Source organism: Mesorhizobium sp. 113-1-2, assembly GCF_016756475.1.
Classification (GTDB): domain Bacteria; phylum Pseudomonadota; class Alphaproteobacteria; order Rhizobiales; family Rhizobiaceae; genus Mesorhizobium; species Mesorhizobium loti_C.
The window spans coordinates 303,614-325,802 of sequence record NZ_AP023242.1 but is presented as its reverse complement, the minus strand read 5'-3'; the positions used below and the strand labels follow the sequence as shown (position 1 = coordinate 325,802).

The window sequence follows — 22,189 nt, the reverse complement described above, 5'->3', positions numbered from 1 at the left end:
CAAATCCGCGCTTCGGTCACCAGAATGATCAAGTTATAGTAGGATGTCGGATGAAATGCACTCAACGCGTCGATCGGTGCGCCTTGTCACCAAGGCAGGCATGACAGCATTCAGGCTCGGATTTGAGCGAGCGGAGAGAATTTCCAATTTCGGCGGCGGATTTGGAATAAACTAACTCTACAGAGTTTATAGAATAAGCAAAGTGCGCGGGCGATCTGGTTTTCCCGGACAGGACTCCGCCATGCCCGCCCCACTGCGCCCGTTTTCAACCCTGTCAGGCCGCCGCCGCATTGCGGGGGACCGGCCATGACCAAGGACGTTCCCGACCGCATCAAGGTTCTCTGGTTCCTGCCGACGCATGGCGACAGCCGTTACCTCGGCACCGCCGAAGGCGGCCGATCGGTCGATCTGCCCTATCTGACGCAAGTGGCGAAGGCCGCCGACACGTTGGGTTATTACGGCGTGCTGCTGCCGACCGGCCGCTCGTGCGAGGATTCCTGGGTGATTGCCTCGGCGCTGGTACCGCAGACGGAGCGGCTGCGTTTCCTCGTCGCCGTGCGGCCGGGCCTGCAGTCGCCGACGCTCGCCGCGCGCATGACCGCCACGCTTGACCGCATTTCCAATGGCCGCTTGCTGATCAATGTCGTCACCGGCGGCGATCCGCTGGAGAACATGGGCGACGGCATTTTCCTCTCGCATGCCGAGCGCTACGAGGTGACGCAGGAATTCCTGCGGATCTACAAGCGCGTGCTGAGCGGCGAGACGGTCGAACACCAGGGCAAGCATTTCCACATCGAGGACGGCCGGCTGCTGTTTCCGCCGGTGCAGACGCCCTATCCGCCGCTCTATTTTGGCGGTTCGTCCGATGCCGGGTCGACAGTGGCGGCGCAAGAGATCGACAAATATCTGACCTGGGGCGAACCGCCCGCCGATGTCGAGCGCAAGCTGGACGCCGTTCGAGAGCTGGCCGAGAAGGCCGGCCGAAAACTCTCCTTCGGCATTCGTCTGCATGTCATTGCGCGGGAAACCACCGAGGAGGCCTGGGCCGCCGCCGACCGGCTGATCAGCCGGCTCGACGACGCAACGATCGCTTCGGCCCAAAAGGTCTTTGCCCGCATGGATTCGGTCGGCCAGGCGCGCATGAGCGCGCTGCATGGCGGCGACCGCGCCAAGCTTGAGATAGCGCCCAATCTGTGGGCCGGGGTCGGCCTGGTGCGCGGCGGCGCGGGGACGGCCCTGGTCGGCGACCCCGACACCATTGCCGAGCGGATCGACGAATACCGGCGCCTCGGCATCGATACCTTCATCCTGTCCGGCTATCCGCATCTGGAAGAAGCCTATCGTTTCGGCGAACTCGTGTTGCCGAAGCTGCCGACAGATCATCCGGTCAAATCAGCCAGCTCGTCCGTCAACACCGGACCGTTCGGCGAGACCATCGCCGGCGACCACCGGCCGAAGTCGCTCGCCAGCGCCTCGTGAACGCGCTGCCGCCGGCCCGCCGCTTGCGCGTCGCCATCATCGGCGGCGGCTTCTCCGGCGCGGCCGTAGCCTGGCATCTGGCGCAAGCACATCGGCCGGAGCGTCTGTCGATCTCCGTGATCGAGCCGCGTCCAGCGCTCGGCGGCGGCCTGGCCTATTCCAGCGAAGAGCCATCGCACCGGGTCAATGTCCCGGCTATCAGAATGAGCATGGCTCCCGACGACCCGGAGCATTTTGCACGCTGGTTGGCCGGCAGCGGTGAACTCGAGCGCGACGGGGATGCCATTTGGAAGAATGGCGATGCCTATCCGCGTCGCCGTGTGTTTGGCCGTTACGTCGCCGAGCACCTCGCGCCCTATATCGAGACCGGCGCTGTCAGCCACGTCGAAGGCCAAGCCACGCGGGTCATACGAGAAGCCGACGGTGAGGGCTGGACCGTGCATACCTCCGCCGGTCCCGTCGCCGCCGACATCGTCATCCTCGCCATGACGCATCCTGCCCCCGCAATCCCGGCGGCGCTTGCCTCCCTGGCCGAAGCGCCAGGCTTCGTCGCCGATCCCTACGCCGCGTCGGCACTTGCCGGGATCGATCCAGACGCCTCTGTGCTGATCGTCGGCTCCGGGCTGACCTCGGCCGACATGGTGGCCGAGCTTGATCGTCGCGGCCATCGCGGCCGCATCCTGGCGCTGTCGCGCCGTGGGTTGCGCTCGCGCGGCCATCCCGATGCCAGAGGCGAGCCCTTTGGCGATTTTGCCTCGGCGCCCGCCACATCGACGCTTGGCCTGCTTCGCAACATTCGTGCGACGCTGGCGGCGGCGCGCGACGCCAATGTCAACTGGCAGTCCGTCTTCGACCAGCTGCGTCTGCAGGGGCCGGCGCTGTGGGCCGCCCTTGCTCCATCAGAACGGGCAAGGCTGGTCCGCCAGCTGCGGGTGTTCTGGGACGTGCATCGTTTCAGGATCGCCCCGCAAATTGCCTCCGTGCTCGACCGCCGCCAGGCCGCCGGCACCTTCGACACCATCGCCGCCAGGCTTGTGGCGTCGAACGATGAGGGCGAGAGCCTCGCGGTCAGCTTTCAGCGGCGCGGCCAGACGCGGATCGAGACGGCGCGCTTCGATGTCGTCGTCAACACGACGGGGCCTGCTCACGGGCAGGCGCTTCAGCTCAATCCGGCGCTGCGCTCCCTGGCTGAAGCCGGGCTGATCGGGGTCGACGCCTACGGGCTCGGCATCGCGACAAATCTCGACAGCCGCGCCATCGGCCAGGATGGTGGAGCGGTCGCCGGGCTCTTCGTCGCCGGTCCGCTGGCGCGAGGCACCTTTGGCGAGCTCATGGGCCTGCCGGAGGTCGCTCGCCATGCCCAGCTGGTCGCGGGAGAGATCGCGAGGCTGGTCGACACGCTCCCATTATCCGAGGCTTTCGGCGCCGATGCCGGGGACCTTGCGGTCGCGCGCCGACAGGCGAAAGCCAGCCTGGACAGGGAAAATTGGTATTTCCGTCCCAAGTGAGCGCCAAAAACGGAAAATCCTACTTTGTATATATAATCAGTAGACATAATAAATGTTGGCGAAATCCGGCTGCGCCCGGACCGATCAACGACACGGCCTGAATGGGAGACAGTTCATGGCACACGCAGAAACCGACGCGGTCAAGTTCGCCTACTGGGTGCCGAATGTTTCGGGCGGCCTGGTGATTTCCAACATCGAGCAGCGCACCAACCATTCGGCCGAGTACAACCGCAAGCTGGCGCAGATCGCCGAGAAGGCCGGCTTCGATTATGCGCTGAGCCAGATCCGCTTCACCGCCGGCTACGGCGCCGACGAACAGCATGAATCGGTTGCCTTCAGCCATGATCTGCTGGCGGCCACCACGACGCTCAAGGTCATCGCGGCGATCCTGCCCGGCCCCTGGAACCCGGCGCTGGCGGCCAAGCAACTCGCCACCATCAGCTATCTGACCAACGGCCGTGTCGCCATCAACCTCGTCTCCGGCTGGTTCCGCGGCGAGTTCCACGCCATCGGCGAGCATTGGCTCGACCACGACGAGCGCTACCGCCGTTCGGAGGAATTCATCCGTGCGCTGCGCGGAATCTGGACGGAAGACAGCTTCACCTTCCGCGGCGATTTCTACCGCTTCAACGAATATTCGCTGAAGCCGAAACCGCCGCAGCCGTTGCCCGAGATCTTCCAGGGTGGCTCCTCGCGCGCCGCGCGCGACATGGCTTCGCGTGTCTCGGACTGGTACTTCACCAACGGCAACACGCCGGCCGAGATCGCCAAGCAGGTGGACGACATCAGGGCCAAGGCGAAGGCCAACAACCATTCGGTCAAGGTCGGCGTCAACGCCTTCGCCATCGTCCGTGAGACCGAGGACGAGGCCAAGGCGGTGCTCGCCGAGATCATCGCCAAGGCCAATCCCGAAGCCGTCAACGCTTTTGGCCACGAGGTCAAGAACGCCGGCAAGGCTTCGCCGGAAGGCGAGGGCAATTGGGCGAAGTCCTCCTTCGACGACCTGGTCCAGTACAATGACGGCTTCCGTTCGAACCTGATCGGCACGCCGCGGCAAGTCGCCGAGCGCATCGTCGATCTCAAGCGCGCCGGCGCCGATCTTATCCTGCTCGGCTTCCTGCATTTCCAGGAAGAGGTCGAGTATTTCGGCAAGCATGTCATCCCGCTCGTTCGCGAGCTGGAAGACGCCGAGCAGGCAGCGTCACTCGCAGCGGAATAGCCATTTTCAAAAAAGGCAGGCCGGGTACTCCGGCCTGCAACCGATGAAGGTTCCAGGCGCTCGATGCATCGAGCGTCAACGAGGCCTTGCGCGCCTGCTGAAGCAATCGAGGACGATTGGAATGCCGTTGGCCAGTTATGCCCTTGGAATGATGGAGGCTTCGGTCTATGCGCCGGAGGTCTTTGCGCGCGGCCTGCCGTCGGTACGCCGCCCTGAGCAGTCAACCGAAGGCCAGGCCGAGCCTACGGGGGCGGTCACGACCGCCGCCGCTCCGCTGCTCTCGCTGCAAGGTATCGGCCTGTCGTTCGGCGGCGTCGTCGCACTGGCCGATATCGATCTGTCGGTGAACCCCGGCGAGATCCGCGCCATCATCGGCCCGAACGGCGCCGGCAAGAGTTCGCTGATCAACGTCATCAGCGGCGTCTATCGGCCGGATCGCGGCCATGTTCTTCTCGACGGCACCTCATATGCCCATGTGCCGACGCAGCGCCTGGCGCGTCTCGGCGTCGCCAGGACTTTTCAGAACCTTGCTCTGTTCAAGGGTCTCAGCGTCCTCGACAATGTCGCGTCCGGCCTCGCCTACAAGGTCCGCTCCAATTTCGCCGGGCAGGTGCTCGGCATCGGCCGCTCGCGTGGCGAGCGGCGCGACTCCCTGAGCCGCGCCGACCAGATCTTAGAATTCCTCGACCTCACGGCGGTTCGCGATCGTCTCGCCGGCACGCTGCCTTACGGGCTGCAGAAGCGGGTCGAACTGGCCCGCGCGCTGGTCGCCGAGCCGCGCTTGCTCTTGCTCGACGAACCGATGGCCGGCATGACCGCCGGCGAGAAAAGCGAGATGGCCGGATTCGTCCGTGCCGCGCGCGACCGCTTCGCCACCACCGTCGTTTTGATCGAGCATGATGTCGGCGTCGTCATGGGCCTGTCCGACCGCATCGCCGTTCTCGATTACGGCCGCAAGATCGCCGACGCCACACCCGACGAAGTCCGCAACGACCAGCGCGTCATCGATGCCTATCTCGGCGTCGCCTCCGACAACGAGGACGGGGCAGGCATATGATCGCCGATTTCGACTACCAGTTCTTTATCGAAGTGCTCATCGGCGGCCTGCTCTCCGGCGTCATGTACTCCTTGGTCGCGATCGGTTTCGTGCTGATCTACAAGACATCAGGCGTGCTGAACTTCGCGCAAGGCGCGCTGCTGCTGTTCGCGGCACTCACCTTCGTCAGCTTTGTCGAGCGCGGTGTTCCCTTCGCCCTGGCCTTGGTGGCCACCTTCGCCATCATGGTGGCGATCGGCATCGCCATCGAGCGCACGGTGCTGAGACCGCTGACCAACAAGCCGCCGATCACGCTGTTCATGGCGACACTCGGGCTGTCGTATATCATCGAGGGCGCCGCCCAATTGATCTGGGGCACGCAGGTCCATGGCCTCGACCTCGGCATCGAGGACGTGCCGCTGGAAGTCGGCGGCGTGCTGATCAGCCAGTTCGACATGTTCGCGGCGGTGGTTGCCGCCGGCATGGTTCTGCTGCTGTCGCTGTTCTTCCGCTACACCCGCATCGGCCTCTCCTTCCGCGCCGTTGCCGACGACCAATTCGCAGCACTCGCGGTAGGCCTCAGGCTGCCGTTGATCTGGGGCACCGTCTGGGCCGCGGCCGGGCTCGTCGCGCTTGTCGCCGGGCTGCTCTGGGGTGCTCGCCTCGGCGTGCAGTTCTCGCTGTCGCTGGTGGTGCTCAAGGCGCTGCCTGTGCTGGTGCTCGGCGGCTTCGATTCCATCCTTGGCGCCATTGTCGGCGGGCTGTTGATCGGCGCCAGCGAGAAGCTCGCCGAGGTCTATATCGGCGACTATTTCGGCGGCGGCATCGAGAGCTGGTTCGCCTACGTCGTAGCCCTCGTCTTCCTCTTGATCCGTCCCTCCGGCCTGTTCGGCCAGAAGCTCGTGGAAAGGGTCTGAGCCATGGCCGCGATCACAAGCGATTTCTCCGCGGCGCCGGCCCTGCCGAAATGGATCGTGCCCGTGCTGCTGCTCGCCTTTGCCTATGGCGTCGTGCCGCTGATCGGCTCGAGCTATCTGTTCGAGGCCATCCTGCTGCCGTTCCTGGCGCTCAGCCTTGCCGGCGTGGGCTTGAACATCCTCACCGGCTATGCCGGCCAGGTCTCGCTGGGCAGCGCCGCCTTCATGGCGGCGGGCGCCTTCGCCGCCTATAATTTCAACTTGCGCGTCGAAGGCCTGCCGCTCATCGGCAGCATTTTTTTCGCCGGCATCGTCGCCGCCGCGATCGGCATCGTCTTCGGCCTGCCCAGCCTGCGGCTGAAGGGCTTTTATCTCGCCGTCTCGACGCTCGCAGCCCAGTTCTTCGTGCAATGGGCGCTGACCAAGTTCAGCTGGTTCTCCAACGATTCGGCGTCCGGCGTCATCGACGCGCCGAAGCTGTCGATTTCAGGCTTCGCGTTCGACGGCGCCGTCGGCCGCTATCTCTTCGCGCTGACCATCGTCAGCATCCTCACCTTCCTTGCCTATCGGCTGGTCTCGTCGCAGACCGGGCGCAACTTCATCGCCATCCGCGACAATGAAACCGCTGCCCGCATCATCGGCATTCCGGTGCTGAAGACCAAGCTTCTGGCCTTCGCCATCTCCTCCTTCATCATTGGCGTCGCCGGCGTCATCTGGGCCTTCGCGTATCTGCGGACCGTCGAGCCGGACGGCTTCGATCTTGACCGCTCCTTCCAGATCCTCTTCATCATCATCATTGGTGGCCTCGCCTCGATCCGCGGCGCCTTCTTCGGTGCCGCTTTGATCGTCGTCTTTCCGCTTGGCTTGTCGCGTCTTGGCGGCTTCCTGCTCGGCGACGTCTTTGACTCCGGCGTGCTCGACATGAGCCAGCGCATCGTGCTCGGCGCCCTCATCATCCTGTTTCTGATCCTCGAACCGGACGGGCTGGTGGCCCTGTGGGACAGGGTCCGAAGACGGCTCCTGTTCGCCTGGCAGTCGACCTGAGCCCTGCGGGGCAACCCGCACCGAACTGAAATCCGAAAATGAACCAGAGGCCGAACCAAGACGGCCCATACCGGGAGTACCCTGACAATGACCTTCTTCAGCACCATCAAGGCGGCGGCGCTGTCCGCGGCGATGATCGTGTCGGTGGCCTTGCCGGCCGCCCACGCCGACGAACAGTATTTCCCGCTGCAAAGCTATCGCGTCGGACCCTATGCGGCCGGCGGCACCGGCTTCTTCGGCGGCTTCATCGACTATCTCAACCTCATCAACATCCGCGACGGCGGCGTCAACGGCGTCAAGCTGACCTGGGACGAATGCGAGACCCAGTACGAGGTCGAGCGCGGCGTCGAATGCTACGAGCGGCAGAAGAGCCATGCCGGTGCCGCCGCCTGGAATCCGCTTTCGGTCGGCATCGCCTATGCCATGATCGACCGCATCACTGCCGACAAGGTGCCGCTGATCACGGTCAACCACGGCCGCACCGATTCCACCGACGGTCGTGTCTTCCCCTATGTCTTCCCGCTGCTGCTCAACCCCTACAGCGAGACGTCGGGCATCGTGAACTACATCGCCTCGAAGGAAGGCGGCATCGACAAGCTCAAGGGCAAGAAGATCGTCGTGCTCTATCACGGCTCGCCCTACGGCAAGGAGACCATCCCGATCTATGAACTGCTGGCGCAGAAATACGGCTTCACCGTGCAGCAGATCGAAGTGCCGCATCCCGGCAACGAGCAGCAGTCGCAGTGGCTGACCATCCGCCGCGCCAAGCCGGACTTCGTCGTCCTGCGCGGCTGGGGCGTGATGAACCCGGTGGCGCTGAAGACGGCGGTCAAGATCGGCTATCCCGTCGACCACATCGTCGGCAATGTCTGGTCGAATTCGGAAGAGGACGTCATCCCGGCCGGCGACGCCGCCAAGGGTTACACCGCCATCACCACCCAGGCTTCCGGTAACGCCTATCCGGTGGTGCAGGAGATCGTGAAGACGGTCTACGGCGCCGGCAAGGGCAATCTGGAAGACAAGTCGCGCATCGGCTCGGTCTACCACAATCTCGGCATCGTCAACGGCATCCTGAATGTCGAGGCAATCCGCGTCGCGCAGGAGAAGTTCGGCCATCGCACGCTGACCGGCGACGAAGTCCGCTGGGGCTTTGAACACCTCAAGCTCGATCCGGCCAAGGTCGAGGGGCTCGGCGCCAAGGACCTCTTCCACTCAATCAACGTCAGCTGGGACAACCACGAGGGCGAAGGCTACGTGACCTTCCAGCAGTGGGACGGCAAGAAGTGGAACGTCGTCTCCGACTGGATCGCGCCGGACTGGGCGCTGCTGCGGCCGATCATCGAGAAGTCGGCCGAGGCCTATGCCGCCGAGAAGGGCATCAAGCTGCGCACCGCCGATGATGCCAACGCCGTGACCACCAACTGATCAGCCAATGCCGGGTGCCGCGGATCGGTTTCCGCGGCGCCTGGCCCTTTACGGTTCCTCGAACCGCGGAAGAAGAGCCCATGCCGGACAATGACGTCATCCTTGCGGTGGACACGGTCCATGCCACCTACAATCACGCCATCACGGCGCTGCATGGCGTCAGTTTCGAGATCCGGCGCGGCGAGATCCTGGCGCTGCTCGGCGCCAACGGTGCCGGCAAGACCACAACGCTGAAGGCCGTCTCCAACCTGCTGCCGGCCGAGCGCGGCCAGGTCAACGCCGGCACCATCCGCTATGACGGCGCCGATGTCTCGCGCCGCAAACCGGGCGACCTCGTGCGCGCCGGCCTGGTTCCGGTGCTGGAAGGCCGTCACTGCTTCAAGAGCCTCACCGTCGAGGAGAATCTGGTCGCCGGCGGCATCGGCCGCAGCGGCCGCCGTGCCGAGATCAATCAGGATCTTGAGCGGATCTATGGCTATTTTCCCCGGCTGAAGGAGAAGCGCCGGACATCATCCGGCCTGACCTCCGGCGGCGAACAGCAGATGACCGCCATCGGCCGGGCGCTGATGTCGCGGCCGCGCCTGCTGGTCCTCGACGAACCGTCGATGGGGCTGGCTCCGCTTATCGTCCAGGACATCTTTCAGACGCTGAGAAAGCTGAACCGCGAGTCCGGCCTGTCGATCCTGGTCGCCGAGCAGAACTCGGCGGTCGCGCTGCGCTATGCCGACCACGCCACGGTGCTCGAAAACGGCGTCTCCGTTCTCTCCGGCGCCGCTGCCGATCTTCGCCAACGCGAGGATGTGCGCGCCTTCTATCTCGGTCAATCGACCACCGGCCAACAACCATCGCCGGCTGCGAAGCCAACCCATCTCCATGCCGTTGCCTGAAACGAAATCTCTAGGAGCAGCAATATGACCGTCTCGACCGTCAAGACAGACCACGCCTCCGCCGCCGTGCCGCCCGTCGCAAGGCCATCGGCGCCGGCTCACATCATCAAGGACGATGCCGAGGCGATTGCGGTCGCCCACGCGCTCGCCGCCGAATTCGTCAAGGACTCCTCCAGGCGCGACCGTGAGCGCATCTGGCCGGTTGCCGAGCTCGACGCCTTCTCGCAAAGCGGCTTGTGGTCGATCAATGTGCCCAAGGCCTTCGGCGGGCCGGAAGTGTCCTACGTGACGCTGGCCAAGGTGATCGAGATCATCTCGGCGGCGGATTCCTCCATCGGCCAGATCGCGCAGAACCATCTCGGCGTCGTCGCCGCCATCCGCACCGTTTCCGACGCGGAACAGCAGAAGCTGCTGTTTGCCGAAGCGCTGAAGGGCACGCGGTTCGGCAACGCCTTTTCCGAGTTCGGCTCCAAACGCGCCGCCGATTTCGAGACGCGCTTCACCGATGCCGGCGACCATGTCGTCGTCAACGGCCGCAAATTCTATTCCTCCGGCGCGCTGCTTGCGCATCTGGTGCCGATCGTGGCGCTCGATGACGAGGGCCGTGCCTGGTATGCGATCGCCGACCGTGGCGCGCCCGGCCTGACCGTCATCGACGACTGGTCGAGCTTCGGCCAGCGCACGACCTTGTCGGGCACCGTCATCATCGACAACGTCAAGGTGCCGAAGACGCATCTCGTGCCCGGCTACAAAGGCTACGACAAGCCGACCGCCGACGGCGCCATCTTCCAGATCATCCAGGTGGCGGTCGACACCGGCGTCGCCCAGGCGGCGATCGACGAGACGGTTCACTTCGTCAGGACGAAGAGCCGCGCCTGGATCGACAGCGGTGTCGACAAGGCATGGGACGATCCCTACACCATCCAGGCGATCGGCGACCTGACGCTGCGCCTGCACGCCGCGCAGGCGCTGCTGGAAAAGGCCGGCTTGGCGATCGACAAGGCGGTGGCCGAGCCGACGGCGGAGACGGTGGCGCATGCGCAGATCGTCACCGCGGAAGCAAAAATCCTGTCGACCGAGATCGCGATTGCCGCGACAAACAAGCTGTTCGAACTGGCCGGCACGCGCTCGACGCTGGCCGAGCACAATCTCGACAGGCACTGGCGCAATGCCCGCACCCACACGCTGCACGATCCGGTACGCTGGAAGTACGCGATCCTCGGCAAGTATTTCCTCAACGGCGAAAACCCGCCGCTGCACGCCTGGAGCTGATTCCCCATCGGCGGGCCGGGTGGCCCGCCACTTCAAACTTCGACATCCAAGAGGCCCACTGCCATGTCAAACCCCACAGTCGTCGGCTTTTCCGGCAACATCACCCGGCCGTCAAAGACGCGCGCCTTCGTCGACCTCGTCACCAGGGACATCGCCGCGCGCCATGGCCTTTCGGCTGTCACCTACGACATCGAGGATGTCGGCCCTTCGCTCGGCACGGCACGGTGGGCGCGCGACCTCGACGGCCAGGCGCAGCCGATCCTGGCGCAGATCCTCGCGGCTGACGTGCTGGTGGTCGGCTCGCCGACCTACAAGGGCAGCTATACCGGCCTGTTCAAGCACTTCTTCGACCTCATCGATCCCTCGGCGTTGCGGGGCAAGCCCATCGTGCTGACGGCGACCGGCGGCGGCGAACGCCACGCTCTGATCGTCGAGCATCAGCTGCGGCCGTTGTTCGGTTTCTTCGAGGCTTTTGCCTTGCCGACCGCTGTCTACGCCACCGACAAGGATTTCACCGACGGCGTGCTGCGCTCCGAGGCGATCCTGAAGCGCGCGGCGCAGGCGGTGGACGAGGTCGGCTTCGTGCTGGCCAACCGATCGGCAGGCAGGGTCGCCGCCGAGTAGCAGCCGATCGAAATCCGCACCGGCGGCACCCTCGCTTACGTGCAATTTACGGCCGCCCGTTACAAAGTTCCTGTCTGATTCGCCCGGGACAGGAACACCATGAGCAAAGCCCTCACGACCTTCGCACTTGTCGCCGTCCTGACCGCTTTGCTGATGGCGCTGAGCCTGGCAGTGGCGCGCCACGGCTATCCCTATGGCGCGATCGGCGTCAGGCGTCTCGACGGCATCGCCGATGCCGGAACCTTCATTCCGTTGGCTGCCGTCTTTTTCTTCAGCGCCCTGTTGATGATGATCCTGCCGATCAGGGCGGCCAGCATCGTGCTGACCCATTGCGCCGACGCGATTTTCTGGACGGTGATCGTGCTGTTCGCCACCATCGTCGGCGGCCTGCTCGCCCGATGGGCGTTCGGTCAGGGCAGCGCAATGCTCGCATTGCTGAACTGGCGGTTCCTGTTCGCCGTCGCGGTCGTCGGCTGTCACTTCGTCATGAACGAACTGCGCCGCAACGTGCTGTTGCGCAGCCTCTTCTTTGTGATCTTCGCCGCCGCGACGCTGGCCTGCCTGTTCTGGTCGTTCAGCCTCTGAGCGTGATCACGGCTGGTTGCCGGCCGCGATGTGGCCGGCAGCCTGCTCCATCCACGTCCAAAGATAGGCCGCAAGACCACGGTCAACCTGGATGCGCAGCTTGCTTTCATGGCGATAGACGATGGCGCCGATGCCGGCGAAGGAAAGTGCCGCGCTGGCGCTTGGCTGCCTGGGATCAAGCGTCGTCCCGCGTGCGATGACGGCTTCAAGCGCTGGGCCTTCGACCTCGAACACCTGCAGCCCGGCGCTGATCTCCGTCACGGCGAACCCCTCGGGCGACCACCCGGTGGCCATGCCGATGGGCGTGGTGGACACGGCAAGCAGGCGGTCGCGTGCCAGGCGCACCGAATAGCGTATGCCTTCCGCCAGGCCGAATGCCCCGACGGCCGGTCCGTCGAAGCCGGAAGCCTCGGCCCACGCGGGAAGATCGCCACTGACTAGGCGTTGGTGCAGCCCGGTAACGGCGCCTATTTTGAGCCCCGGCACTTCGATCGTGGCGGTTCGCCAGTCCGGCGCGACCGACCATTTTTCCGCGAGATCACGCATGGAGCCGCTCTCCTGCCAGGTCGAAGGCGCAAGGCGCGGCGATCGTCGCCGTGCGGACCTTGCCGAGATGCTGGATTTCGATCGTCTCGCCATGGCGCGCCGCGCCGCGTTCGATCAGTCCGAGAGCGATGGGCCGGCCAAGCGTCGGGCTCTGGTAGCTCGAGGTGACGAAGCCCTGGCTGTGCAGCCTGCCATCCTCCCGCTTGATGCCATGTGCGCCGGTTGGCAAAGGCGCTTCGCCTTGCGGCACCGTCAGGCCGACAAGCTGCAGGCGATCGCCGCGCGAAGCCTCCTCGGTGAACAGCGAGCGGCGGCCGACATATTCGCTCTGGCGTTTGACGCGGGGCCCTTCGGAGCCGAGGTCGTGCGGCAGCGTGGTGCCGTCCGTGTCCTTGCCGATGACGATGAAGCCTTTCTCTGCGCGCAGGATCATCAGCGCTTCGAGGCCGATGATGACAGCGTCGAACGCCTGGCCTGCCCGGCGCAGACGTGCCCAGAGCGGCTCGGCGCGATCCGCAGGGACGGAGACCTCATAACTCCTGTCGCCGGTGAAGCTGACGCGGGCGATGCGCACCGCGTCACCGCCATAGCTGCCATGGCCGACCGCCATATGTGGCAGGTCGGCCTCGTCGAGCGAGAGGCCAAGATCGACCGTTTCGAGCAGCTTCCTTGCATTCGGTCCGGAGACGGTCAGCGTCGCCATGTCCGAGGTGGCGTTGTGGATATAGACGGCGTCGCGGCCGAAGCGATCCTGACGCCATTCCTCCAGCCGCGCATGCACCGCCGCGACATGCGAGGACGAGCAGGAGACGACGAAGCGATGCTCGTCGAGCCGCACCAGAACGCCGTCATCGAAGACCACGCCGTTTTCCGACAGCATGAAGCCGTAGCGGCAGCGGCCCGGCTTCAGCGTCGACATGGTGTTGTAATAGAGGAAATCGACGAATGCGGCGGCCTGCGGGCCGATCACCTCGATCTTGCCCAGCGTCGAGCCGTCGAACAGCGCCACCGACCGGCGCGCGCGCAACGCCTCGTCCTGGATGGCGCGATCCGCATCGGCGTCCCGGCCACCATAGTGAGCCGGCCGCAGCCAGCCGCCATATTCCTGGAAGACCGCGCCGCTGTCGCGATGCACATTCTCCAGCGGCAGGCGGCGCACCGGCGCCATCAACTCGCCAACGCGCGCGCCGGCAAAGCTTGCCAGCGGCACCGGCGTGAAGGGTGGGCGGTATGTGGTGGTGCCGACCTCCGGCACCGTGCGTCCGGTAATCCCGGCCATCAGCGCCAGGCCGAGCAGGTTGGAGGTCTTGCCCTGGTCGGTCGCCATGCCGAGCGTGGTGTAGCGCTTGAGATGCTCGACCGAGACGAAGTTTTCGCGCGCCGCCAGTTCGACATCCTTCACCGTCACATCGTTCTGATAGTCGATCCAGATGCGCCCTTTCGAGCCGGGCACCGGCCACGCGGCCGTTATGCCGCCCGTCGCCTCCGGCCCCGTGCTGCGCGGCACTGCGGCTTTCGTTTTGCCGAGCGAGGCAACAGCCTTCTCCGAAGTAGCGAACACCTCCGACAAGGAAACCGCGCCGGCGGCGGCGCCGGCCACGGAAATGCCATCGACCGGATCGCCCGGCAGGAAGGCGGCACGTGCCTCGCTCCAGGCAAGCTTGCCCCTGGCCTGGCCGAAGAGATGAATGGTCGGCGTCCAGCCGCCCGAGACCAGCACGCAGTCGGCATCGAGCCTGGTGCCGTCATCCAGCGTCACGCCCTCGACGCGCAGCCTGCCCTTGGCGGCGGCAAGCGCCCGCCCTTTGACCAGCCGCACTTTGGTTGGCGCGTCGGGCATGCCGTCAAGCCTGATGTCGACCAGCGTGATGTCGGATCCAGCTTCGGCGAGTGCTCCTGCGACCTCGTAGGCACTGTCATTGTTGGTCGCGACGACGACGCGGCGGCCGACCAGCACCGCATGGCGCCCGAGATAGGCGAGCGCCGCATCCGCCGACAGGATGCCCGGCAGGTCGTTATTGGCGAAGGGCAGCGGCCGCTCGATGGCGCCGGTTGCCAGCACGATCTGGCGCGGCCGGACCCGCCACAGCGTGTCGCGCCGGCCATCGAAATGACGCTGGTTCAGCCCGACCAGATTGTGGTCGTAGATGCCGAAGGCGGTGGTCGCAGGCAGGATCAGGTGACCGCCGGCGGAAAGTTCGGCAACCGTCTCCTCGACCCAAATCGCCGCCGGCTTGCCGTCGATCTCGCCGGCACGATGGCCGAGCGATCCGCCCGGCTTCCGCTGGTCGTCGACCAGCACGACGGATAGACCAGCGTCGGCCGCCAGCCTGGCCGCCGCCAGTCCGGCCGGTCCCGCACCCACCACCAGCACATCGCAATGATGGTTGACCTGGTCCGCCGTACCCGGCGCGGTCCATTCCGTATCGACCTTGCCCAGCCCGGCCATGGCGCGGATGCGCGGCTCGAACATGTGCCAGTCCGGCCACATGAAGGTCTTGTAGTAGAACGCCGCCGGAATGAAGCGCGAGAAACGGTCGAGGAAGGCGTTGCGATCGGTCAGCGCGCTCGGCGTCGCGTTGACGCTTTTCGCCACCAGCCCGTCGCGTGCCGGCTCGGTCGTGGCCCGCGTGTTCGGCGTCGCCTGCGGGCTGCCGACATCGACCAGCGCGTTCGGCTCCTCGACGCCGGCGCCCCAGATGCCGCGCGGCCGGTGATATTTGAAGCTGCGGCCGACCACCGCGACATCGTTGGCCAGCAGCGCGGAGGCGATGGTGTCGCCGGCAAAGCCTTGCACGGTGGCGCCATCGAAGCTGAAGCGGATCGGCTGCGAGCGGTCGATGGCGCTGCCGCCTGTGGCGAGACGCGAGGCGGTCACGCCGCGTGCTCCCCGCCAAGCGCTGTCGAGGACAGCACCTTGTGCGTAACCGTGTCGCGTTCCATGACAAAGAACTCGCCGCAATTCATGTGCACCCAGATTTCGCGCGCCGTGCCCTTCGGGTTGCTGCGCAGGTAGAGATATCCGGCCCAGCGCTCGATCGGCACATCGGCGCCCTCCGGCCTGGCATTGCCGGCATCGCCGCCATAGTGGAATTCGGTCTCGTCGCGCGGGCCGCAGAACGGGCAAGGGAAAAGCTGCATAAGGACCTCTAATGCGCGATGCCGGAGCCGGCCGCTTCGTCGATCAGCCGTCCGGTGGCGAAGCGGTCGAGATCGAAGGGCCGGCTGATGTCGTTGTGCTTGCCCGTCGCCAGCAGATTGGCCAGCAGCGTGCCGCCGGCCGGAATGGCCTTGAAGCCGCCCGTGCCCCAGCCGCAGTTGAGGAACAGATTGGGCAGCGGCGATTCGCCGATGATTGGCGAGGAGTCCGGCACGACGTCGACAATGCCGGCCCACTGTCGCATCAGCTTCAACTGGCCGAAGATCGGGAACATTTCCAGCAGCCCTGCAATCACCGTTTCCAGCGTCGGCAGATTGCCGCGCTGCGCGTATGAAGGAATACGGTCGAGCCCACCGCCGATGACGATCTCGCCCTTGTCCGACTGGCTGACATAGACGCCGCAGCCGGGCGACAGCACCACCGTGTCGAGGATCGGCTTCACCGGCTCGGAAACGCAGGCCTGCAGCGCATAGGAATTGATCGGCAGCCGGAAACCGGCCTTGGCCGCCAGCACCGAGGAATGCCCGGCCACCGCCATCCCGATGCGCTCGGAGCGGATGGCGCCACGGCTCGTCTGGACACCGCGGCAGCGGCCGCCCTCGATGATGAAATCGGTGATCTCGCAATTCTGGATGATGTCGACGCCGAGCCGGCTCGCCGCCCGCGCATAGCCCCAGGCGACTGCGTCGTGGCGTGCAGTGCCAGCGCGGCCCTGCCAGATGCCGCCGAAGACGGGGAAACGCGCGTCAGGCGAAAAATTGTAGATCGGCGCCACGCGGCGCACATCCTCGGGTGAAAACAGTTCGGCATCGATGCCGTTGATCTGCATGGCGTTGACGGTGCGCGCGCCGATTTCCATTTCGGCGGTCGAGTGGCAGAGATTGACCATGCCGCGCTGCGACAGCATGACGTTGTAGTTCAAATCCTTCGCCAGGCCTTCATACAGCCGGTGCGCCAGCCCGTAGAGCTCGACGCTTTCGGGATAATAATAGTTGGAGCGCACCACGGTGGTGTTGCGGCCGGTGTTGCCGCCGCCGATCCAGCCCTTTTCCACCACGGCCACCCTGGAAATGTTGTGGTTCTTGGCCAGGTAATAGGCCGTCGCCAACCCATGGCCGCCGCCGCCGATGATGATCGCGTCATAGGACGGCTTCGGCTCGGGCGAGCGCCAGGCCTGCTTCCAGCCGGTCTGGCCGGCCAGGCCCTCCTTGAATAGCGACAGGGCGGAATAGCGTCTGGTCATGGTGTACCGGACAGGCCTGATTTCGGGCAAGGGGCTTGGATCATGGCAGGGTCTTCCGCAGGATGGCAGCGGTTCGTTCGGTCATGCCCGCATCGCCTTGCCCAGCGGATCGTAGGGCGACGAAGCGATGACGCGCGCACTTCTTTCGACGCCGACGATATGGGTTGTCAACTCGGTATCGGTTCCGGCCGCATCGCGCTCGACAAGCGCCATGGCAAGGCTTTTGCCGACCGTATGGCCATAACCGCCCGAGGTGACGAAGCCGGCAAGCTTGCCTCTGCTCCAGACCGGCTCGTAGCCGCTGGCATCGGCATCCGCTGCGTCGATTTCGAGCGTCACCAGCTTGCGCCTGGCGCCGGCCTGCTGCTTTTTCCGCGCCGCATCGCGTCCGATGAAGTCGCCCTTGTCGAACGCGATCCAGCGATCCATGCCGGTTTCATCAGGCGTATAGTCTTGCGTGAACTCGCGCGACCAGATGCCGAAACTCTTTTCGAGCCGCAGCGAATTGACCGCGCCAAAGCCGTATTCGGTGATGCCGAGGTCGCTGCCTGCCGAAAGCAGCGCGCGGCGCAGCCCGGCATGCTCATTGGCGCCGCAATGGATCTCGTAGCCGAGTTCGCCGATGACAGAGAGCCGCCCGACCTTGGCCCGCACCAGGCCGACATCGAGCGTCTTGCAGGCGAGGAAGCCGAAGGCTTCGTGCGAGACATCCTGGTGCGTCAGCCGTTCCAGCAGCCGGCGCGCATTGGGGCCGGCCAGCGAAAAGCCGACGACCGCGTCCGAAATGTCACGAACGCTGACACCGTCGGCGAGATGCTGTTCGAACCAGCGCATATGCCATTGCCGCAGATAATAGGACCCCATGATCCACCAGCAGCCGTCGCCCCAGTTGAAGACGGTGAGGTCGCCCTTGAGCTTGCCGTTCTCGCCCAGCATCGGCGCGAGTTTCGCGCGGCCGGGCTTTGGCAGCGCACAGGCGAGCAGCCGGTCGAGCCAGGCTTCCGCTTGCGGTCCGCTGACCTCGTAGCGCGAGAAGGCGGTGATATCGAGCAGGCCGACGCCTTCGCGCACCTTGCGGCATTCCCGGGCGACGATGTCGAAGGCGTTGGAGCGCTTCAGCGTCGGTGTTTCGACGAAGCCTTGCGGCGCGAAATAAAGCGGCACTTCCATGCCCCAGGAACTGCCCCAGCGTGCGCCGGCGGCATCCATGGCGTCACGCGCGCCTGCGGTTTTCAGCGGACGCCCCGCCGGGAGGCGAAGTCGCCGTAACGGGCGATGTCCATGCCGTAGACGTCCGCTTCCGGCTCGCCATGGATCATCCATTCAGCCAGCGACTTGCCGACGCCACCGCCTTGCAGGAAGCCGGCCATGACGCCGCAGGCCACCCAGTAGTTGGGGACGCCGCGCACCGGGCCGACCAGCGGATTGCCGTCGGGCGAGAAGGTGAAGGCGCCGTTCACCCAGCGCTTGATGCCGGCGGTCTCCAGGCAGGGGTAACGGTTGAAGCCGAGCGCCAGCTCGTTGGCGATGCGGTCGGTGTCCTCCTGGATAAGCTCGATGCCGTAGTTCCACGGCGCGCCGTCCATATTCCAGTGCTTGTGGTTGATCTCGTAGATGCCGAGCAGCAGGCCCTTCTGCTCCTGGCGCATATAGGTGAAACCTTCGAGGTCGACGACCAGCGGCAATTCCCGGTCGAGCGCCTGGATCTCGGGCAGCGCATCGGTGACGAGGTAATGATGCTCCATCGGCGAAACGGGCAGGTCGATGCCGGCCATCCGGCCGACCTGCTTGGCCCACAGGCCGCCGGCATTGACGACGTGCTCGGCAATAACCGTGCCTCTCTCGGTGACCACGTCCCAGCTGCCGTCGGCACGCCGGTTGAGCTCCAACACACGGTTGTGCTCGATGATCTCCGCGCCGCGCTTCCTTGCCGCCTTGGCATAGGCATGGACGACGCCCGAGGGGTCGATATGACCTTCGCGCGCCGCATAGAGGCCGCCCAGCATGCCGTCGGTGTTGAGGATCGGGCAGCGCTGCTTGATCTCGTCGACGCCGACCAGATGGACATCGTCTATGCCCATGGTCTGAAAAATGCGGTAGGAGGCCTTGAGCCATTCCCAGCGCTCCGGCGCGGAAGCGACCGAGATGCCGCCGGTCATGTGCATGCCGATGTTCTGGCCCGATTCCGTCTCGACCTCCGACAAAAGGTCGATCGTATAGGCCTGCAGCGCGGCGATGTTGGGGTCGGCGTTCAAGGCGTGGAAGCCGCCCGCCGCGTGCCAGCTGGAGCCGGCGGTCAGCACCTCGCGTTCGATCAGCGCGACATCGCTCCAGCCGAACTTCGCCAGATGATAGAGCACCGAGGCCCCAACCACGCCGCCGCCGATAACGATCGCCCTGTATTGGGATTTCATCCTGCCGCACTCCATCAGGTGATGACGCGCACCTTAATGGCGTTGTACACATGTGTCTAGTACATTGCGGGGAGCAGATTGCATGGTCACCAAGGAGGTTTTTACGGGTCGGATGTGTCTGCGTTGAGAGACGAAGATGAGCAGGAGCGCCCATCGCTTCGTCATCCTGGGGCGTAGCAAGGAGCGCAGCGACGCCGCGCAGACCCCAGGATCCATGCCGGGACTCGGAAGCGTCGCCACGGTGCAGAATTCCCGCTCCGCTGCAGTGCTTGTTGAAGGTCACGGAATGGATCCCAGGGTCTCCGCGACGGCGCTTCGCGCCTGCTTCGCCCAGGGATGACCACGTGGGGGAGGCTTCGGCCAATCTTGCATGGCGTCGGGCGGGATTATCAGGCCGAGGCGGCCCATGCCTGGCGTCTACCGTTTGCCGGAAAGCGTCTTCTCGACGTAGCGCGCAAAATCCTCGACATCCTCTGCCGGAGGTTCCTGGCCGGTGAAGCTGCGCAGATAGGAGGCGACCTGGGCCAGGCGGGTGCTCATCGGCTCGTTGAGCTCGAGCGAGTAGTAGCCGATCTGCATGAAATAGAGCACGCGGGCCCGCACGAACGCATCTTCGTCCTCATAGCCATGGCGCTTGAACATGTCGCGTATGGCATTGACGCGTTCTTCGTCGGCCTCATCGAGCGCGCGCCGGATGGCGGGCGAACGGCGGGCCCAGGCCCTGATGGCGAAATCCAGCCGTGGGTCGAACAGTTTCTCGTCGACCCAGCATTCGAAAATGCTCATCACGCCGCGGATGACGGTCGCGGAAGGCCGGTTGGCGCGCTCGACGATGAACCTGGTGTTGGTCTGCCGCCAATAGTCCAGCAACTGGTCGAGCAGATCCTGCCGGCTCTTGAAATACCAGTAGAAGCTGGAGCGCGAGACATCGAGCTGCTGGCCAAGCGTCAGCACGCGGACGCGTTCGACACCATCCGAGATCAGTGTTTCAAGCGCCAGCTTCAGCCAGTCTTCACGCGTGGCCTTGATGTTGCCGGTGGCGCCGGCGCGCTGGATCGTCGTTTCGATTGCTGCCATCAGCACGACGCATGACACGCCGGATCAGGCAAATCAAGGCTATGGACATGTCTGTACAGGGCAATTCGTTTGGGCTTGGAGAACGTCTCGCGGACATTAGCCGGTCAGCTATCGATGGGCGCCATCGCCGCCGCACGATTTGGCGTAATGGCAGGCCTGGGGATTTTTGTCGCGGCCGTTCGGCCAGTGCGTGCTTTCCCGCAAGGCATTTGTCTGGCAAATACCAGTTCAGACAGATGCCGCCGCGCGGCCAACCAGCAGGAAAGACCAGGACATGGCGCAGTTTCGAAAGAACCTCATCGATGGTGAATGGGTTGGCGATGCCGGCTCCCGCAACATCAACCCCTCGGATACCGGCGATGTCGTCGGCGAATATGCCTCGGCGGGTGTCGAACAGGCCAAGCAGGCGATCGCGGCGGCCAAGGCGGCGTTTCCGGCATGGTCGCGCTCCGGTCCATTGGCGCGCCATGCGGTGTTGAAGAAGGCGTCCGACGAGATCATGGCGCGCAAGGACGAGATCGGCCGCAATCTGGCGCGCGAAGAAGGCAAGACGCTGGCCGAGGGCATTGGCGAGACCATTCGTGCCGCCCAGATATTCGATTTCTTTGCCGGCGAAACATTGCGCCTGACCGGGGAGATGGTGCCGAGCGTGCGGCCGGGCGTCGGCGTCGAGATCACCCGCGAGGCCGTCGGCGTGGTCGGCATCATCACGCCGTGGAATTTCCCCATCGCCATTCCGGCCTGGAAGATCGCGCCGGCGCTCGCCCATGGCAACACCATCGTCTTCAAGCCGGCCGAGCTGGTTCCGGAGAGCGCCTGGTCGATCGTCGACATCCTGCATCGCGCCGGCCTGCCCAAGGGCGTGCTCAACCTCGTTATGGGCAAGGGCTCGGTGGTCGGCCAGGCGATGCTCGACAGCCCCGATGTCAATGCCATCACCTTCACCGGCTCGGTCGGCACGGGAAAACGCGTCGCGGCGGCAAGTGTCGAGCACATGCGCAAGTTCCAGCTCGAAATGGGCGGCAAGAACCCGCTGGTCGTGCTTGACGACGCCGATCTCGCGGTCGCCGTCGACTGCGCGCTCAACGGCGCCTTCTTCTCGACCGGCCAGCGCTGCACCGCCTCGTCCAGGCTGATCGTGACCGAAGGCATCCATGACCGTTTCGTCGACGCGCTGAAGGAGCGGATGGCCAAGCTGGTGATCGGCGATGCACTCGATGCGCAGACCCAGATCGGCCCGGTCGTCGACGCGACCCAGCTGAAGCAGGACGAGGATTACATCGCCATCGGCGTCAGGGAAGGCGCCACGCTCGCCTTCGGCGGCGAACGGCTCGATCGCAAGACGCCCGGCTTCTATCTCAGCCCGGCCCTGCTGACCGAAGCCACCAACGCCATGCGCAGCTCGCGCGAGGAGATTTTTGGCCCTGTCGCCAGCGTCATCCGCGTCAAGGATTACGACGAGGCGCTTGCCGTCGCCAACGACACGCCGTTCGGGCTCACCTCGGGCATCTGCACCACGAGCCTCAAGCACGCCACGCACTTCAAGCGCAATTCGGAGGCCGGCATGGTGATGGTCAACCTGCCGACGGCAGGCGTCGACTTCCATGTCCCCTTCGGCGGCCGCAAGGGCTCGAGCTACGGCCCGCGCGAACAGGGCCGCTATGCCATGGAGTTCTACACCACGGTGAAGACCGCTTATACATTCGCAGGCTGATCGGGCGCCGGCTTATCGGGCCGGCGAACCTTCACCACG

Annotated in this window: 17 protein-coding genes and 1 pseudogene; 12 read left to right on the top strand and 6 right to left on the bottom strand. The window is 65.1% G+C overall.

Going from position 1 to position 22,189, the window contains the following annotated elements; all coding sequences use genetic code 11:
• Positions 1–306: 306 nt before the first annotated feature.
• From ssuD to JN279_RS01425, 11 genes are all read left to right on the top strand, one after another.
• Positions 307–1,479: an FMNH2-dependent alkanesulfonate monooxygenase gene (gene ssuD / locus JN279_RS01475; protein ID WP_202351816.1), complete on the top strand. Its 1,173-nt coding sequence runs from the start codon at positions 307–309 to the stop codon at positions 1,477–1,479.
• Entirely contained in the window at positions 1,476–2,987 is a 1,512-nt protein-coding gene (locus tag JN279_RS01470; RefSeq protein WP_202351815.1) for an FAD/NAD(P)-binding protein, read from the top strand. The genes ssuD and JN279_RS01470 overlap by 4 nt, the downstream gene beginning before the upstream one ends.
• A gap of 115 nt (positions 2,988–3,102) precedes the next feature.
• Positions 3,103–4,206: a dimethylsulfone monooxygenase SfnG gene (sfnG, locus tag JN279_RS01465; protein WP_202351814.1), complete on the top strand. Its 1,104-nt coding sequence runs from the start codon at positions 3,103–3,105 to the stop codon at positions 4,204–4,206.
• A 121-nt stretch (positions 4,207–4,327) separates the two neighbouring features.
• Complete coding sequence (locus JN279_RS01460; RefSeq protein ID WP_202351813.1) at positions 4,328–5,263, top strand: ABC transporter ATP-binding protein; 936 nt, start codon at positions 4,328–4,330, stop codon at positions 5,261–5,263.
• The gene (locus JN279_RS01455; RefSeq protein WP_202351812.1) at positions 5,260–6,159 is read left to right on the top strand and encodes a branched-chain amino acid ABC transporter permease; all 900 of its coding nucleotides are present in this window, start codon (positions 5,260–5,262) and stop codon (positions 6,157–6,159) included. The genes JN279_RS01460 and JN279_RS01455 overlap by 4 nt, the downstream gene beginning before the upstream one ends.
• 3 nt (positions 6,160–6,162) lie before the next feature.
• A complete protein-coding gene (locus JN279_RS01450) occupies positions 6,163–7,203 on the top strand; it encodes a branched-chain amino acid ABC transporter permease (protein ID WP_202351811.1) in 1,041 nt (346 codons plus the stop codon).
• Positions 7,204–7,290: 87 nt separating this feature from the next.
• Entirely contained in the window at positions 7,291–8,628 is a 1,338-nt protein-coding gene (locus JN279_RS01445) for an ABC transporter substrate-binding protein (RefSeq protein WP_202351810.1), read from the top strand.
• An 80-nt stretch (positions 8,629–8,708) separates the two neighbouring features.
• Positions 8,709–9,515 carry an ABC transporter ATP-binding protein gene (locus JN279_RS01440; RefSeq protein ID WP_202351809.1) on the top strand — a complete coding sequence of 269 codons (807 nt, stop codon included), beginning with the start codon at positions 8,709–8,711 and terminating at the stop codon, positions 9,513–9,515.
• A gap of 24 nt (positions 9,516–9,539) precedes the next feature.
• Entirely contained in the window at positions 9,540–10,787 is a 1,248-nt protein-coding gene (locus JN279_RS01435; protein ID WP_202351808.1) for an SfnB family sulfur acquisition oxidoreductase, read from the top strand.
• 63 nt (positions 10,788–10,850) lie between these two features.
• Positions 10,851–11,411 carry an FMN reductase gene (msuE, locus tag JN279_RS01430; RefSeq protein WP_096452944.1) on the top strand — a complete coding sequence of 187 codons (561 nt, stop codon included), beginning with the start codon at positions 10,851–10,853 and terminating at the stop codon, positions 11,409–11,411.
• Between the two features lie 99 nt (positions 11,412–11,510).
• The gene (locus JN279_RS01425; protein WP_096452946.1) at positions 11,511–11,996 is read left to right on the top strand and encodes a hypothetical protein; all 486 of its coding nucleotides are present in this window, start codon (positions 11,511–11,513) and stop codon (positions 11,994–11,996) included.
• Between the two features lie 6 nt (positions 11,997–12,002).
• Here the strand turns inward: JN279_RS01425 and JN279_RS01420 are convergent, their stop codons facing one another.
• From JN279_RS01420 to JN279_RS01395, 6 genes and pseudogenes are all read right to left on the bottom strand, one after another.
• Positions 12,003–12,542, bottom strand: coding sequence for a hypothetical protein (locus JN279_RS01420; RefSeq protein ID WP_096452948.1), 540 nt, complete (start codon positions 12,540–12,542; stop codon positions 12,003–12,005).
• Positions 12,535–15,420 (bottom strand): sarcosine oxidase subunit alpha family protein, encoded by a 2,886-nt coding sequence (locus JN279_RS01415; RefSeq protein WP_096452950.1) that lies wholly within the window; start codon positions 15,418–15,420, stop codon positions 12,535–12,537. The genes JN279_RS01420 and JN279_RS01415 overlap by 8 nt, the downstream gene beginning before the upstream one ends.
• Positions 15,417–15,683 carry a sarcosine oxidase subunit delta gene (locus JN279_RS01410; protein ID WP_096452952.1) on the bottom strand — a complete coding sequence of 89 codons (267 nt, stop codon included), beginning with the start codon at positions 15,681–15,683 and terminating at the stop codon, positions 15,417–15,419. The genes JN279_RS01415 and JN279_RS01410 overlap by 4 nt, the downstream gene beginning before the upstream one ends.
• 8 nt (positions 15,684–15,691) lie before the next feature.
• Positions 15,692–16,945 carry a sarcosine oxidase subunit beta family protein gene (locus tag JN279_RS01405; RefSeq protein WP_096452954.1) on the bottom strand — a complete coding sequence of 418 codons (1,254 nt, stop codon included), beginning with the start codon at positions 16,943–16,945 and terminating at the stop codon, positions 15,692–15,694.
• An 81-nt stretch (positions 16,946–17,026) separates the two neighbouring features.
• Positions 17,027–19,359: pseudogene (locus JN279_RS01400) on the bottom strand (FAD-dependent oxidoreductase).
• A gap of 417 nt (positions 19,360–19,776) precedes the next feature.
• On the bottom strand, positions 19,777–20,436 hold the full coding sequence (locus tag JN279_RS01395; RefSeq protein WP_202351807.1) for a TetR/AcrR family transcriptional regulator: 660 nt from the start codon (positions 20,434–20,436) through the stop codon (positions 19,777–19,779).
• 274 nt (positions 20,437–20,710) lie between these two features.
• Between JN279_RS01395 and JN279_RS01390 the strand changes: the two genes are divergently transcribed.
• Positions 20,711–22,150 carry an aldehyde dehydrogenase family protein gene (locus JN279_RS01390; RefSeq protein ID WP_096452962.1) on the top strand — a complete coding sequence of 480 codons (1,440 nt, stop codon included), beginning with the start codon at positions 20,711–20,713 and terminating at the stop codon, positions 22,148–22,150.
• Positions 22,151–22,189: the final 39 nt, after the last annotated feature.